The 16,547-nt window shown below is 48.1% G+C and carries 10 protein-coding genes and 1 pseudogene; 6 read left to right on the top strand and 5 right to left on the bottom strand.

From position 1 onward, the window contains the following. Nucleotides 1-95: 95 nt before the first annotated feature. Nucleotides 96-3,642: pseudogene (smc, locus tag HMPREF3179_RS07165) on the bottom strand (chromosome segregation protein SMC). 246 nt (nt 3,643-3,888) lie between these two features. On the opposite strand from smc, the gene lplT reads away from it, so the two are divergent. Then, entirely contained in the window at nt 3,889-5,202 is a 1,314-nt protein-coding gene (gene lplT / locus HMPREF3179_RS07160; RefSeq protein ID WP_026156814.1) for a lysophospholipid transporter LplT, read from the top strand. On the opposite strand, the gene HMPREF3179_RS07155 is transcribed toward lplT, so the two are convergent. Together HMPREF3179_RS07155 and tsaB are read right to left on the bottom strand one after the other, a co-directional pair. Continuing rightward, nucleotides 5,199-6,179, bottom strand: a complete 981-nt coding sequence (locus HMPREF3179_RS07155) for a uracil-DNA glycosylase family protein (RefSeq protein WP_070470368.1) — start codon at nt 6,177-6,179, stop codon at nt 5,199-5,201. The two genes, lplT and HMPREF3179_RS07155, sit on opposite strands and share 4 nt — an antisense overlap. Then, entirely contained in the window at nt 6,176-7,693 is a 1,518-nt protein-coding gene (tsaB, locus tag HMPREF3179_RS07150; protein WP_070470365.1) for a tRNA (adenosine(37)-N6)-threonylcarbamoyltransferase complex dimerization subunit type 1 TsaB, read from the bottom strand. Before tsaB ends, HMPREF3179_RS07155 begins: the two co-directional genes overlap by 4 nt. Before the next feature lie 274 nt (nt 7,694-7,967). Here tsaB and ompR point away from each other — a divergent pair, with 274 nt between their 5' ends. The 4 genes from ompR (at nt 7,968) to HMPREF3179_RS07130 (ending at nt 11,513) form a co-directional block, all read left to right on the top strand. Beyond that, the gene (gene ompR / locus HMPREF3179_RS07145; RefSeq protein ID WP_070470363.1) at nt 7,968-8,714 is read left to right on the top strand and encodes an osmolarity response regulator transcription factor OmpR; all 747 of its coding nucleotides are present in this window, start codon (nt 7,968-7,970) and stop codon (nt 8,712-8,714) included. Next, nucleotides 8,695-10,170, top strand: a complete 1,476-nt coding sequence (locus HMPREF3179_RS07140) for an ATP-binding protein (RefSeq protein ID WP_246824413.1) — start codon at nt 8,695-8,697, stop codon at nt 10,168-10,170. Before ompR ends, HMPREF3179_RS07140 begins: the two co-directional genes overlap by 20 nt. Nucleotides 10,171-10,265: 95 nt before the next feature. Then, a complete protein-coding gene (locus tag HMPREF3179_RS07135) occupies nt 10,266-10,814 on the top strand; it encodes a peroxiredoxin (RefSeq protein WP_018026333.1) in 549 nt (182 codons plus the stop codon). A 180-nt stretch (nt 10,815-10,994) separates the two neighbouring features. Next, nucleotides 10,995-11,513, top strand: a complete 519-nt coding sequence (locus HMPREF3179_RS07130) for a carboxymuconolactone decarboxylase family protein (RefSeq protein ID WP_036557201.1) — start codon at nt 10,995-10,997, stop codon at nt 11,511-11,513. A 107-nt stretch (nt 11,514-11,620) separates the two neighbouring features. On the opposite strand, the gene ispF is transcribed toward HMPREF3179_RS07130, so the two are convergent. Both ispF and ispD read right to left on the bottom strand, forming a co-directional pair. Next, nucleotides 11,621-12,100, bottom strand: a complete 480-nt coding sequence (gene ispF, locus HMPREF3179_RS07125) for a 2-C-methyl-D-erythritol 2,4-cyclodiphosphate synthase (RefSeq protein WP_018026331.1) — start codon at nt 12,098-12,100, stop codon at nt 11,621-11,623. 3 nt (nt 12,101-12,103) lie between these two features. Then, nucleotides 12,104-12,838, bottom strand: a complete 735-nt coding sequence (gene ispD / locus HMPREF3179_RS07120; protein ID WP_048768429.1) for a 2-C-methyl-D-erythritol 4-phosphate cytidylyltransferase — start codon at nt 12,836-12,838, stop codon at nt 12,104-12,106. Nucleotides 12,839-13,030: 192 nt separating this feature from the next. Here ispD and mfd point away from each other — a divergent pair, with 192 nt between their 5' ends. Further along, nucleotides 13,031-16,528, top strand: coding sequence for a transcription-repair coupling factor (gene mfd / locus HMPREF3179_RS07115; RefSeq protein WP_070470360.1), 3,498 nt, complete (start codon nt 13,031-13,033; stop codon nt 16,526-16,528). Nucleotides 16,529-16,547 lie beyond the last annotated feature (19 nt).

The raw sequence follows: 16,547 nt of genomic DNA, 5'->3' as shown, positions 1-16,547 counted from the left end.
TTGTTATCCGTGCCTAAGTACAAAAGAAAGAGCTAATCATATATTTTGCCCTATTTTAGCCCGTTGATGTGTAAGCTATTGCATCAAAGCAATGTTTATTCAGCACCCATCATTTGTACTGCCGTATCCAAGTCCACCGCCACAATCCGTGACACACCCTGCTCCTGCATCGTGACACCGACCAGTTGCTTAGCCATTTGCATGGCGATCTTATTGTGAGAAATAAATAAAAACTGCGTCTGCTTACTCATTGAGCTCACCAAATTAGCATAACGTTCGGTATTGGCATCATCCAGTGGCGCATCCACCTCGTCTAAGAGGCAGAACGGCGCTGGGTTCAATTTAAATAAAGCAAAAACCAAGGCGGTTGCGGTTAGCGCTTTTTCCCCACCCGATAAGAGATGAATGGTGCTGTTACGCTTACCCGGTGGTTGAGCCATCACCTGCACCCCTGCATCCAGAATTTCCTCACCGGTCATCACGAGCTTAGCTTGCCCGCCGCCAAAAAGCTGCGGAAATAGTTGCGCAAAATGATCATTAACCAAATTAAAGGTTTCCTGTAATAATTGACGAGTTTCACGGTCAATATTACGTATTGCCTCCTCCAAGGTATCGATGGCTTCCTGCAAATCCGCTTGCTGCGCATCTAAAAAGGCCTTGCGTTGCTGAGCTTGCTCCAGTTCCTCCAAGGCGGCTAAGTTAACCGAACCCAAGCGCTCTATGGCACGCGAAATACGCTGAGTTTCAGCCTGCAACCACTCGGCTTGTGCCTCTGCCGTAGCCATTTTTGCTAATTCTGGGCTGGCTTCAATAAATTGCTGCAAGCTTGTGCGATTAAGCTCGTGTCCGCTCCAATTGCTCGGTAAATTGCTCTGCGGCTAATCGCGCCGCCTGCTCATCTAATTGCAACTGAGTAATCTCTTGGCGCCGCGGTTCAATCGAGAGCTCTAGTTGCAGACGCTTTTCATCTTGTTCGCGTAAACGCAATTCGATTGCCTCTAGCTCCATACGCTTAGCAGCTAAAGTCTCCTCTTTTTCCTTGCGTATTGCGAGTAGCTCCTCTAATGCGGCTTGGGTGCTTTGCTGATCAATATCGAATAACTCCCCTTCCAGTGACTCTAACTCAAGTTTCGATTGCTCACTTTGCTGCTTGGCTAAGGACTGATTACGTGTTAACTCCTCGGCACGGGATTTAAGACTACGTTGTTCAAACTCAATTTCACGTGTTGCGCGCTCGAGCTCCTGCGTGCGCTGACGAATTTCGCGCATTGCCGCAACACTCGCCTCGGCCTCTAAATTCAACGTGGCATAAGCCTCACGCTTTTGCTCTAATAACGCCTGATTGGATTCCAAATCCAAACTAAATCCCTCAATACGCGCAGCGTACTCCTCGTGCTGCAAAGCTAACTCGTCTAAATCCGTCGTTAGCCGCTTTTGCAAAATATCAGCTTGCTCGATTTTTTGCACTAATTGACTATAGGCCAATTGATGCTCATGTAAAAAACGGCTCATTTCAGAAACCCGTTGACGTGCCGGCCCCAAGGCTTGATTGCCATGCTGCCACTGACGCTCTGCTTGCTGTAAGCTCGTACTTAATTGCTCACTGATTAAGCGCTCCGCCTTAATCTCACGCTGTAAGTTATCGATTTCTTGTTGCCGCGCTAGCATGCCTGCTTGTGCATTATCCGCCGCATAGAATAACAGTCCGTAGCTATCAACGACATGCCCTTGTTGCACCACCAAACGCACTCCTGGGGCAAGCTGCTCACGTTTGGATAAAGCCTCTTGTAGCGTATCAACCACAAACACACCGTCCAACCAAAGCGCTAACAACCCCTTAAGATCAGGGTCTGGACAACGCACTAAACTTAATAAAGGCTTGAAGCTAGAGTGTTGCTCATTGAACGGCATGGCTGTAGGCTTTTGATAGAGCATCATGCGCGTCGGTGGCTGATCCGCTGCCAATGAGACGGCCGCATCTAAGCTTGGTATTTCCAAGGCACTTAAACGCTCCCCCAACACAGACTCCAAAGCCATGTCCCAGCCAGCCTCTATGTGGATCTTTTGCCATAAGGGAGAACTAGCCTGCAAGCCATGCTTTATAAGCCAAGGCTCAAGCTCCTTATTTTGCATCACATCGGCTTGCAGACTTTGTAAAGCCTCTAAACGGGCTTCTAACCTTGACACCACTTGCTGCGCTTGTTGCGCCTCCTGTGCCGCTTGACGTCGCTCCTCATCATAGACGGGCAAGCGCTCTTCAATTTCAATCAGCTGTGCCTGCGCCTCGGCTAATTGATGCTCTGAATTATCACGCTCCGCCTTGAGCGTATCCAATTTAGTGTGTTCGGGTGCAACCATGGCTGACTGCTCTTGCAGCAGGCGCTCACGACGACTACTTAACTGCGCTAGTTGACGCTCACTATCGCTTTTTTGCTGTTGGGCTAAGGCCTGCTTTTGCTCTAAACGAGATAAGTCAAGACGTAGCTCCTCTTTATTCCTATCAAATTGCGCGACCCGCTCCTCAATGGCCGGTAGCTCTGCTTGGATTTGCTCTAAGCGCGCCTGACTCTCCTCGTAGTGAATTGCAGTTTCTTCTAACTCACCAGCTACCTCTTCCAACTGCACGGTACAATGCTGAAACTGGGCATCCCACTCCTCAATTTGTTGCTGTAAGCGACGCTTATTACTCTCTAAACGTTGGCGCGACTCAGTCACATGACGAATCTCCGCTTCTAGACTAGCGACTTGGGCATTATTCTCATAAAGGGCCGTTTGCGCCTTATGTAAGGCATCGCCCGCTTGATAATGTGCTTGGCGCCGGTACTCCAACTCCTTTTCTATTTGTCGGAATGAGGCCAAGGCCTCCTCTAACGCACTTTGAGCCGCTTCTCTTTGGAATTTTTTAGTGTTCTGCTCCTCAATCGCACTTTGCTCTTTTAAATACCAAAAGGCAAATTGCTTTTGCTCGCCCTCGGCTTGTAGGCCACGATAACGTGTAGCCACTTCGGCTTGCGCCTCTAAGCGCCTTAGCTGATTAGCTAGTTCACTAAGAATATCCTCAACGCGAGTCAGATTCTCACGGGTATCGGCTAAACGATTTTCAGTTTCACGACGACGTTCTTTATAGCGAGAAACGCCTGCCGCCTCCTCTAAATAGGTACGCAGTTCCTCTGGTTTAGCCTCAATCAGTCGGTTAATCATGCCTTGACCAATAATGGCATAACCTCTGGCGCCTAAACCAGTACCCAAAAACACATCATGAATGTCGCGCCGGCGCACTTGTTGGTTATTGATATAGTAGCTACTGGTACCGTCACGCGTCAGAATACGGCGTACAGAGATTTCGGCAAACACGCTCCATTGACCGACCGCCCGCCCCTCGCTATTATCAAATACTAACTCGACTGAGGCGCGACCTGCCGGCCGGCGCTCATCCGAGCCGTTAAAAATAACGTCCTGCATTGATTCACCGCGCAGCTCGGAGGCTCTCGTTTCACCCAGCACCCAACGCACGGCATCAATAATATTAGATTTACCGCAACCATTTGGTCCCACAATCCCGACCAACTGACTGGGTACGGGTATGGTGGTGGGATCGACAAAAGATTTAAATCCGGCTAATTTAATTTGAGTAAGGCGCACGCTTTAAAAATTCCGCTTTAAATTTGACTAAAATAATGGTTTCGGATAAATAGCATGAATGCTTTTTAGCAAAGGAGCTATTTTATCGCAGCACAAAGCATATTCGCTGACTTTATCCTGACTTTTGGCATCAATATAAAATTTCATTTTATAGCTATGTTACAGTAATCATTTTAAGAATTGACGGTAAAGCAGATTGAGTTGCGCTTATTTATTGTATGAACAACAGTATCAGGTGGAGTTGAGTTGAAGAGAGGTTTTTACACGGTCATGCTAGCGCAGACCTTCTCATCTCTAGCTGATAATGCCTTGTTTATTGTCGCTATCGCGTTGATTATGGAACTACAGGGACCGGAGTGGCTGACGCCGGTCATGAAGTGGTTCTTTGCCTTTGCTTATGTGATTTTAGCGGCCTTTGTCGGTGCCTTTGCCGATTCCATTCCTAAAGGCCGAGTGATGTTTATCACTAATTCCATCAAGCTCATCGGCTGTCTGATGATGTTTGCTTTCCCACTCCTTGGCTTTAGTAATCTCACCAATGCCTACGTCGTCTGTTTAGCCTATGGCATTGTTGGCATTGGTGCCGCCACCTATTCACCGGCAAAATACGGCATTGTCACTGAATTACTGCCACCTAAGGACTTGGTCAAGGGCAATAGCTGGATTGAAGGAACCACCGTTATCTCCATTATTGTGGGTGTGATGTTGGGTGGCTTTTTAACACGCGATAGCGTGGCCGACGCCTTGATGAGCATCAAATTAATTGATTTCTTTGCGGCTTCACCAGCGGAAGCGGGCATTGTTGTGGTTGGCTTTATCTATTTATTAGCCGCCCTCTGCAATCTCATGATTCCCGACACTCGCTTTAAGTATCCACGTCAGGAGCGTAATCCAATTCGCCTAATTGGTGTGTTTAGCGGTTATGTACGCATTCTCTGGAAGGATCCTGTCGGTCAAATTTCCTTAGCGGTGACCACGTTGTTCTGGGGTGCTGGCGCCACCTTACAGCTAGTCGTTCTTAAATGGGGCGAGGAGCATCTAGGCTATACGCTGGAGGGCTCTGCCATGTTGATGGGGGTCGCTGCCTTAGGTACCGTCATTGGTGCAGTCGCCGCCTCTAGAGTGAGACTAGAACAAACGCTAAGCGTATTACCCGTGGGAGTATTGATGGGTTTAAGCGTGCTCCTGATGAATTTTGTGCAACCTGGCTGGCAAGTAATTGCGCTACTTATCTGGGTCGGCGCCTTATCCGGTTATTTTGTGGTGCCTTTAAATGCCCTATTACAGCATCGCGGTCATGTGCTGTTATCTGCAGGCCATTCCATTGCAGTACAAAACTTCAATGAGCAATTAAATATTTTATTAATGGTAGGTGCCTATGCCGTCATGGTGCATCTGAACTACTCGATTTATACCATTATTTATATCTTTGGTGCCCTTGTGGTGGTGATGATGGGCTTAGTGATGTTGCTTGCCAAGCATAATCAAAAGGTCTATCCACAGGTCTTTTCCGAGATCGGCTCAACCGCCCATGGGCAACAGCAGCATATTATTAGTTAAGAGGCGCTTTGGCACTCGTCCTGAGCGCGAATAAGCCGACGGGCACGCTTTAAATCCTGCCAGCTTTGCGCCTTTTCTGAGCTATGAAGTAATAAATACTGCGGTGAAAAGGTTGCTACTACCGGGATACTGCCAAGCGCTGGGTGCTCAAACACGAGCTCCTGCCGTCTTAAAGCCAGTAAACCACTATCCACCGCAAGTAATGCCGCCGCCGCATCACCAAACGCCACAATACATCGCGGGCGGATACGCTTAAGTTGCTCAATAAAAATCAACGACAATGCAGAGGCCGGATCCTTGCCAGTACGAGGCTCATGCGCCGCATCATACACCAACAAAGGCAAACGCTGAACCTCATGCCGCTGCAATGCCAATGCACTCAACATCGCCTCAAAAAGTCTATCCGCATCAACTGAGGCAGCCTCTGCTTGATGATAGCTTGAGGTACTAGGTAATTGCTCAATAAATAGCCAATCCGCCTTAGGTTCCTGCGCTTCGGCTGAAAAAATTGCCGCTCGGCTCGCCTCGCTAAGGGCACTACCATAGCACTCCGCCGCATAGGACATGAGCGCTTGCCAAGATAGCTCCTGCAAACTAAGCGCAGCGCTGGATACAGCAGCTTGTGCTTGCGTTGCCCCCTCTGATGCTGTCCTGGCTGAAGCTACGGCTGGCGTAGCCACCACTGGGGAGGATTTTGCCAGCTCCGGTAGGCGATGTCGTGCTTGTTGCAACATTTTGCGTGCCGTTTCAGCAGCCGCTTGCGCCGATTCAGCGCTTGCCGCCTCCGCTGCTTGCGTCGCCACCTGTACTGTATCTACGCCTACATCCACTGCCGCTAGCGCCTGTGCGGATGACTTGGGCACAGACTGTGTTGGCACCCTTTGTAAATTAGGCGCTAAACTCCTGCCCCACAGATAATTAATGCCTAACTCTGTCAGTAGTTGCTGCTGTATCGGATTTAAACTATCAGCAATCATGGCGCAGCCTTATCCAATGGTTCAGTGCTCACCATCAACTCAAAGGCGTCAAGGGCAGCATCCTCCGGACTAAGCTGCTTTTCCAGCACAATGGCATCCTCACTGCTACCACTGACTTCACGATAATAGCCCTTGCGCTTGCCAATCACCGCATAACGATGTCTTAAATAAAAACGCTGGGCTTGTAGATTCGAATCACGCACCTCTAAAATTTGCTTATCCAGACCATGCGCTAAGGCATTTTGCTCCAAAGTCTTTAATAATAAACTACCTAAACCCGCACCTTGCAGGGACGGTTCCACAGCAATTAAAAGCACATGCGCCACATCCGGTGCTAACATTTGAATGGCAAAGCCAACAATCCGTTGTGACGCATCCGCTTGCTCAACACTCGTCTTCTTTTGCTCAATCACCCAGGCAGGATAAGCCGCACGAAGACTATCTTTAAAATTACCCCGGGTCCAAGGGTAGTCCTGTACCGTCTGCTCAATCAACAAGGCAGCGGCAATATCCTCCTCACGCATCGGTCGCAGCTGATAGTGCTCATGCGCTAGCTGAAATACTCTGTGAGCTGCAGACGGCTTGGCATCAAGCTCATCCGCAGGAGGTGATTGAGTAGCCTCCGGCAATGCGGCGGAGGGATTACCAATCAGGCCGGCGGCACGTTCTTTTTCAGTAAAGGCGACTTTATCGCGCAAATAAATAGGTGCGGCTAAATGCGCTTCAATCGCCTCACCACGCTGCCATTTTTCAAGCGCTAATTGAGCAATTACCCCAGCACTAGGCCACTCCGTCACTTGATCGGGTAGCACCGTAAAATCAAAGCTTTTCTGCTCAAAACTCCTTGCCAACTCCTCAGCATAGACCGCCAGTGCATTACCACAGAAAAACAAACGACGATCATCATACATCCGCTGCCCATCCAACCACATCAACACATCATTAATAGCAATAAGACTAGGCTTTTGCACCTGCTTGAGATCAAAGGTACCCTGCTCACAGTCAGCCACCGGCCTTAATTGGTAGATCGCCATATACGCTTCACTCATGCGCGCGTCCAAAAGTGTAACAACATAATCGACATGAGCACTTTTTTTATTGTCCGCCGTGTTTTGTTTGGCACAAGCTATCTGCTTAGTCGCTAATAGATAATCTAAGGCCAACTGGGCGGTGGCACGCAAGGAATCAATCGGAATCAGTGGCAAATTCAAACCCAATGCCATCCCCTGCGCTAAGCCACACGCAATGCGCAGACCAGTAAAAGCACCGGGTCCCTGATTAAAAGCTACGGCTGCGAGCTCCGCTTTTGTAATCGCCGCCTCAGCCAATAAGCTATCAAGCAAGGGCAAGAGCTGCTCGGCATGATCCAATGAGCCCGAACGATTATAAGCCAGCCACTCACGGGCTACCTTATAAACGCTTAGACCCTCTGAGTTAAGCTGGGGATGCACTTCTACGATGGCCACACTGGATTCGGAGGCGGCGCTTTCGATGGCTAAGAGATACTTTTTCATGATGCTATTTTACTGAAAATTCACGGCTTCAGCGCAAGAACTCGCTTGCATCTTGCAACGCTTTGTTTCATCTATGTTCCGCTTAACATTAGACACTAATCCAAGTCGTGATTTACAATTAGGCTAAACATATTTTATTTTAACTATTTACTGTTTTATCAGCCGATTTTTAAATTGATGCCCTAGTTTTAAGCGTCGATCTGGTCGGTAAAGCAGTCACTAGCTGATTAAATTTTAATCGATTATTCCCTTGAATTTTTATAAAGATAAACAGATGAATACTCAAACTACTTCCCCTCGCAAAATCCTCGTTGTTGATGATGATGCCCGTCTACGCGATCTTTTACGTCGTTATTTAACCGAACAGGGTTTTAATGTATTTGTCGCCGAAGATGGCAAGGAAATGACAAAATACTGGCAGCGTGAGCGTTTTGATCTATTAATCTTAGACCTGATGCTACCCGGGGAAGACGGCCTATCCATCTGTCGTCGTTTACGCGGCGCTGGCGATCAAACGCCAATTATTATGTTGACCGCCAAATCTGAGGAAATTGACCGTATTCTCGGTTTAGAGATGGGTGCCGACGACTACCTACCTAAGCCTTTTAATCCGCGCGAGTTATTGGCGCGTCTAAATGCCGTTTTACGCCGTCGTGCTGCTGATGAGCACCCAGGTGCTCCGAGCCAGACTAATGAATCCATTGATTTCGGCCCTTATACGCTTAACCTATCAAATCGCACCTTATACAAAGGCGAAGAAGTGATACCTATCACCACCGGTGAGTTCTCCGTGCTCAAGGTCTTTGCCCGTCACCCACGAGAGCCCTTATCGCGTGATAAATTGATGGAGTTAGCGCGCGGTCGTGAGTATGAGGCGTTTGATCGCAGCTTAGATGTGCAAATCTCCAGATTACGTAAATTACTTGAGCCTAATCCGGCCAAGCCTGTTTATATCCAGACCGTTTGGGGCTTAGGCTACGTCTTTATCCCGGATGGTGGCGATGTCAGTACTGAGAAGTAATACAATAAAGGATGCATCCACGGAGCCGCTTCAAACTGAAGCGGCTTCGCCGTCCCAAACGCCTAAAGCAAGCAAGCCTCGCATCAGCATACCGCAACCGCGCTTAGGTCTTTTTGGCCGTGCCTTTTTGATCATCACGGCCTTTATGATTTTGAGTCTCTCGGTGTGGGGCATGGTGACTGTTAATGCGCTCGAAGAGCACCGTGCTGACCAACTCGCGGAACGGGCGGCCAGCGCCTTAAATATTGCCCAAAAATCGATTCAATACGCCGCCAAAGAAAATCGTTCAGCCCTCACTATCCAGTTAGCCACACCGGGTGACACGCAAGTTTTCCCACGTGAACCAGGCGACCCCTATATTCCCTTTGGCGAGTCACGTTTTGAGAGTTTACTCAAAGGTCGCTTATCGCAACTAATTCATACGCCCGATTTAATTATTGCCGCTGAGCTCAGTGGAGAACAGGGGCTTTGGATAGGCTTTAGGGTAGAGGACGAGCTTTATTGGCTACTGGTGAAGTATCGACAGGAGCTTTTGCCAAACTTACTCAATGAAGGGCTGAGCTGGTTATTTATTACCCTAGGTATTGCCCTCTTCGGTGCTGCCTTATCCGTACGTATGCTGACAAAGCCACTCAAGCAATTAGCTAATGCCAGTAAAAAGGTGGCTCGCGGTGAAAATATAACCGCCTTAGCAACCGATTCCGGTCCGACAGAAATTGTTGAACTCTTTAGTGCTTTTAATCAGATGGCGGTGGATTTACGTGCTGCTGAATCCGACCGCGAGGTGATGTTGGCAGGCATTTCACATGACCTACGCACGCCCCTAGCCCGCATGCGGCTTGAGTTAGAATTAAGTGGCTTAGATGATGAGGCACGCAGCGGCATTGATGGCGACATGGATCAGATTGAGCATTGTATCGATCAACTACTTGAGTACGCACGCCCGACCGGTGAGTCACCAAAAGAGGCGATCAATATCTCGCAACCCATTCTTGAACTATGTGAGCGTGATCAAGTGTATACCGAATCCCGAGACGGCACTTTGACCTACGAGATCACACCGAATATCTATGCCAATATTAAAGAGATCAATCTTATTCGCGTGGTTGGCAACCTCATCGAAAACGCTCGCCGCTACGGCCGTTCTGACAATGGTGAGCTGAACATCAGCGTCAAGCTATATCCCAAGGGACAGAGTATATTGATTGATGTGGCGGACCAGGGAGTAGGTGTCAACCCCAAAGAAATTGCCCGTCTGATGCGCCCCTTCGCTCGCGGCAATACGGCACGTAGTAATGTGAATGGTGCCGGTTTAGGTCTTGCTATCTGTAAACGCCTCCTGCAATCCGCTGGTGGTACCATCAGTTTATTACAAAATGAACCCCATGGACTCTTATGTAGAATAGAGTTACCTAAACCTAGCCATAGAAATATACTATTAGACAAAAATAGTTAATAGTGTATAATTATAACTATCAGGTCAAGCAATAGTGTTTCTTGACTGCGATGACAGCAGTATTCTTAAACCTATTTTTAAAGAGGATTTTATTTATGAAAACGATTGGTGAAAAATTAGAAGCATTTAAAGTTGTTGGTGTTAAGCCAGGTTTTAACAATCACGAGGAAAATGGCGTATCAGCTTTTGAAGAGATCACTGAGAGCTCATTCCCTGGCAAATGGAAAGTTATCTATTTCTACCCTAAGGATTTTACCTTTGTTTGCCCTACTGAAATCGTAGGTTTTAACAACATCGCTTCTGACTTTGAAGACCGTGATGCGGTATTGATGGGCGGTTCTGTGGATAACGAGTTTTGTAAATTAGCATGGCGCCGTGAGCACCCTGATTTAAACAAATTAGGTCACTATCAGTTCGCTGATACGGTTGGTTCTTTAATCGACCAATTAGGTATCCGTGACCCTGAAAATGGTGTTGCTTACCGTGCTACTTTCATCGTTGACCCTGACAACACCATCCAGCACGTTTCAGTTAACAACTTAAACGTTGGTCGTAACCCTGAAGAGGTTTTACGTATCCTAGACGGTTTACAAACTGACGAACTATGTGCGTGCAACCGTCAAGCCGGTGGCGACACGCTATAATCGCCTCGTCTTTGCACCATAGCGACTGAGTTTCTCAGTCGCTCTACTAAACCTAGCACCCCTTGATAGCGAGCCTAGGCTCCAAGATTTTGCGGGTGCTTTTTATTGCCCAAAAACTGAGGGTTTCAGGTACTTTTACTTAGAGCCTGAACTATCAAAGACAATTGATTGGAGATCAAGATGGAATTCTTAACTACGATTAAAAAAGCTATCCCTGATTTTGCTAAAGACATTCGTTTAAATATTGACGGTACCATTGCCCGCTCTTCCTTAAAACCAGAAGATGCCCTGGGTGTTGCTTTGGCCAGTGCCTATGCAGCAAAAAGCAAGTTCTTGGTTGAACAATTTAAACAAGGACTTAGCGAAGAAGATGCCAATGCTGCCTTAACGGCTGCTGCCCTGATGGCGATGAATAACGTCTATTATCCTTACGGTGAAATGGCCGGTGATCAACAATTACAATCCTTGCCTGCCAAACTACGCATGAATGCCTATGCCACACACGGTGGTATTGATAAAGTACGCTTTGAGGTTTTTGCCTTGGCTGCCTCAATTATCGGTAAATGTCATTTCTGCGTCGCTTCACACTACAAAATTGCCAAAGAGGCCGGTTGGACCACGGAGCAAATGCAAGACATTGGTCGCATTGCCGCGGTGGTTAATGCAGCAGCGATGGCGATTGAAGTCAGTGCTGAATAAACCCTCGTCACAACCATAACTCATTCGTTGAGCATGCTCCGAGTATTTCATCTACTCGGAGCATTTTTGTCTGCTATGCAAGAAGCGCGAGCCTTTCTGGTATAGGTTTAAGGTGCCATTAACAGCACCACGCAATTAGCCGCAATCCCCTCTTCTCTGCCTATATGACCTAGTTTTTCATTGGTCTTGCCTTTGATATTGACACAATCTTCCGCAATCTCGAGATCGGCAGCGATATTCGCCACCATGGCCGCTGCATGTGGCTTGATCTTTGGTGCTTGTGCATGAATCGTTGCATCCACATTGACCACGCGCCAACCGGCTGCCTTAACCTGCGCATAGGCTGCACGTAATAACACCCGACTATCCGCATCCTTAAACTGCGGGTCAGTATCAGGAAACAAACGTCCAATATCGCCTAAACCAGCGGCCCCTAAAATAGCATCGGTAATCGCATGTAATAAGGCATCGGCATCCGAGTGACCCATTAAACCCTTAGTATGTTCAATAGTCACACCGCCCAAAATCAAGGGACGCCCCTCCACCAATGCATGTACATCAAAACCTTGTCCAATACGAATCTTCACTACTTACTCCAAATCCTGTGTTAAATACTGCGCCATCAAATGGAAATCCTGAGGCCACGTTATTTTAAAATTTTCGGCGTGACCACGAACCAATAACGGTTGCTGACCGACATACTCCATGGCACTCGCTTCATCCGTAATCTCCGCTGACTCCGCTAAAGCACGTTGCAAAGCCTCTTTTAATTCAATCGCCTTAAATAGTTGCGGTGTTTGGGCTAGCCAAAGACCGTCACGCGGCACCGTTTCCTGAATCCGAGCAATCGCATCAGCCGCCTTAGCCTCAGTCGCAAGCATACGCTTGACCGTGTCCGGTACTGGTAAGGCTAAAATACCACCATACTGTTGCGCTAAGCAGGTATCAATAAGTGCCGTCAAAGCCGCTGTGGCTAAGCCCGGACGTGCGGCATCATGTACCAACACCCAGTCCTCCTGGCTTAGTCCCCGGGTCTCTTCAATAGCCAATAGGGTCTGTAACACAGTTTGCGCCCGACTCTCGCCCCCACTACGGTGAATACTCACCTGCGTACCGAGCTGCGCTGTTTCCGCCTCAATCAAAGGATCTGCTGGGGCCACACCAATATGCACGCCTTCAACCCGCGGATCGCTTAATAAAGCCTCCACGGAATGTTGTAGCAACGATTTACCGACAATCTTGCGGTACTGCTTGGGCGTGCGATGTTGCTCATCGATAGCGCGCTCACCCACACCGCCAGCTGGAATTAATGCGATTAAGCTCATTTTTTACTCTTTTATGCGACCTCACAACTAAAACAGATAACATCATACAACAAGCGACAGCATGATGAGCTCTGTACTAAAATATAAGCCTCGCTTTTTTAAAAGCATTGAACGCCCTCCTACTATTTTTTTTGAAAGAGAGCGTAATCCACTCACCCAAGAAATTTTCATCGCTTATAAACACACCACAGTATGTCTGCAACTTCGGATCGCCCCTCACAGCTAGAACAATCCATTGAATCCCTTTTAAAGCAATTAAAAGTAGGCCAACGCTATGTCGCACCTCGCCCTGCCGGCTCAGGTGACGCCTACTTCTTGAGCTTAATGGCGCAACAAAGCGAGCACACCATTGTCGTCTTCTGCGCCGACCCGCTTCAGGCCAAACGCCTTGTCAATGAAATCAAGGTATTTAATCCAAGTTTAAACTGTTTACACTTCCCCGATTGGGAAACCTTGCCTTATGATGCTTTTTCCCCGCATCAGGATCTGATTTCTGAGCGCCTGCTGGCACTCCATGCCTTAGGTCAACATGAGGTGGATATTTTAGTGGTGCCGGTCACCACCGCCCTAGCGTGTTTAGCGCCCGTATCATTTATTGCCGCCTATACTTTTTCTTTTAAAAAGGGGCAACGCCTAAAGGAACAAGCCTTAAAAGAGCAATTGATTTTAGCTAATTACGAGCATGTCGCCCAAGTCACTGCCGCCGGTGAGTTTAGTATTCGTGGCAGCTTGATCGATCTATTCCCCATGGGTTCTGCCGTACCCTACCGTCTCGATTTATTTGATGACGAAATCGATAGTATCCGTGCCTTTGATGTGGATACGCAGCGCAGTCTTTACCCAGTCAATGAAGTGAAACTGCTGCCAGGGCGTGAATTTCCAATGGATGAGAGTGCACGTAACCACTTCCGCGCTAAATTCCGCGAACGCTTTGAAGGCGATCCCTCAAAGGCTATCCCCTACCGCGATATCAGTAATGGCATTGCCTTTGCTGGGGTAGAGTATTATTTGCCACTCTTTTATGCTGAGCCTGCCAAGCTATTCGATTACTTGCCAGAGGGTACAATTTGTCTGACTGTGGGTGAGCTTGAAAGTACCATTCAGTCTTTTCATGAGGATACCCGCAGTCGTTATGAGTTTTTAAAATACGATAGTGAACGACCGATATTAGCGCCAGAGGATTTATACCTGAGTGTTGAGCAGTTCTTTGCTGGTTTGGCCAAGTTTGCTCGCATTCACTGGAACAACGAGGCAGAGCATCCTAGTATCAAACCAAGTCCGGACGTAGCAGTACAATCACGTGCTCAACAGCCCTTTTATAAGCTAGAGCAATTATTACTGCAAACAGGTACTCGTACCATACTCTGCGCCGATAGCCCTGGACGTCGTGAAACCCTGCTCCAGCTTCTAAGCGAACAGGCGCTCACACCCGATGCCAAGATTCATTCACTAGAGCAAATTCGCGCCAACAAAAAAGACTTAGCTCCTTTTTCTTTAGTGGTTGCCCCGCTCTATCAGGGCTTTAGTTTGCCCGAAGAGCACATCGTGTTACTGACTGAAGGCGATCTTTATCCCGAAACTGCCGTTTCACGCCTACAACGTCGTCGACAAGAAAGACAGAGCAACGTCGATTTTATGGTGCGTGATCTGGCTGAGTTAACCGCCGGCGACCCGGTCGTGCATGTTAATTATGGGGTTGGGCGTTATCTTGGCTTGGTCAATATGGAGGTTGGTGATGAGGGACCGGTAGAAATGCTGAAATTAGAATACGCCGATCACAGTGAACTCTACGTACCCGTCTCCCAACTCCATGTGATCTCACGTTATGGTGGCGCCGATCCCGAAAATGCGCCCTTACATACCCTAGGCTCAGGGCAATGGGATCGGGCCAAGAAAAAAGCTGCTATTAAAGTGCGAGATACTGCCGCAGAACTACTTAATCTTTATGCGCACCGTGCCTCCCGTGAAGGGGTGGCCTTTAAATTACCGTTAAGCGACTACCAAGCCTTTGTCGATGGCTTTGGGTTTGAAGAAACCCCGGATCAGGCAGCAGCCATTGAGGCGGTCATTGCGGATTTGACGTCCGACCAACCAATGGATCGATTAGTCTGCGGTGATGTGGGTTTTGGTAAAACCGAGGTTGCCTTACGCGCCGCTTTTATTGCCGTGGCGAACGGCAAACAAGTCGCCTTGTTGTGCCCTACCACCCTCTTAGCCGAGCAGCATGCACAAACCTTTGCCAACCGCTTTGCTGATTGGCCGGTGACGGTGGCTGAGTTATCACGCTTTCGCACGGGTAAGGAAACACAACAGGTATTAGAGAGTCTAGCCAAAGGCACCACGGATATTGTGGTCGGCACGCATAAAATTCTAGCCAAAGGTACGAAATTTAAAAACCTTGGTTTAGTGATTATTGATGAGGAGCACCGCTTCGGTGTACGTCAAAAAGAAGCCTTAAAGGCCTTACGAGCTGAAGTCGATATTCTGACCCTGACGGCGACACCGATTCCACGGACCCTTGGCATGTCACTCGAAGGTGTACGCGATTTTTCAGTTATTGCAACCGCCCCCGAAAAGCGCTTGGCAATTAAAACCTTTGTCCGGCGTGAAGACAATTCGACCATCCGTGAAGCTTGCTTGCGTGAATTAAAACGCGGCGGTCAGGTGTACTTTCTACACAATGAAGTCTCTACCATTATGAACCGAGCCGTCCACCTTCAAGAACTCTTGCCCGAAGCACGTATTGGCGTAGCCCATGGTCAAATGTCCGAGCGTGAGCTCGAACAGGTGATGAAAGGCTTCTATCAGCAACGCTACAATATTTTGCTGTGCACCACCATCATTGAAACCGGTATTGATGTACCAAGTGCCAATACAATCATTATTCACCGTGCAGATAAACTCGGTCTTGCCCAGTTGCACCAATTACGGGGACGGGTTGGTCGCTCTCACCATCAAGCCTATGCCTACCTACTAACACCGGGCGAAGATGCCATAAGCAGTAACGCGCGTAAGCGATTAGAGGCGATTCAATCAATGGAGGAACTGGGCTCGGGATTCTACCTTGCCATGCATGACTTGGAAATTCGTGGTACGGGTGAAATTCTCGGAGAAGCGCAATCCGGCAATATTCAAGAAATCGGCTTCTCGCTATACACTGAGATGCTGAATAAAGCGATTAAAGCGCTGAAAGATGGCAAAGAACCAAACTATGAATCCCCCTTTGATCAGAGCTGTGAGGTCAGACTACACGCGTCAGCCCTACTACCTAGCGATTACTGTCCTGATGTGAATGCACGTCTATCCATTTATAAGCGTCTGGCACATGCCGCCTCACTGGAAGATTTGCGCAATCTGCAAGAGGAGCTGATCGATCGCTTCGGTAGCTTGCCAGACGAGGTCAAAAACCTACTATCCACCCATCGCCTACGGATACTAGCAGAGCCATTTAGTATTAGCGTGGTGGATATTGGTGATGAGCAAGCCATTATCACCTTTAATCAATCCTCTCAGGTCGATCCGCTCAGCCTGATTGATTTGGTGCAAAAAAATAAGCACATTCATTTTAAAGGACCGGAACGAATTCAGATTGAGCTTAAAGCAGCTTGGAAACTGGAGCAACGCATCCAAGAAATCGCATCCATACTAGGTCGCTTGCAGCTAAGCCCGCAAAATGCGGTAGCAAACTAAATAAGAATTACTTACCAGA

This window comes from Oligella sp. HMSC09E12 (assembly GCF_001808505.1).
Classification (GTDB): Bacteria; Pseudomonadota; Gammaproteobacteria; order Burkholderiales; family Burkholderiaceae_B; genus Oligella; species Oligella urethralis.
This window is presented reverse-complemented; position numbering and strand designations above follow the sequence as displayed.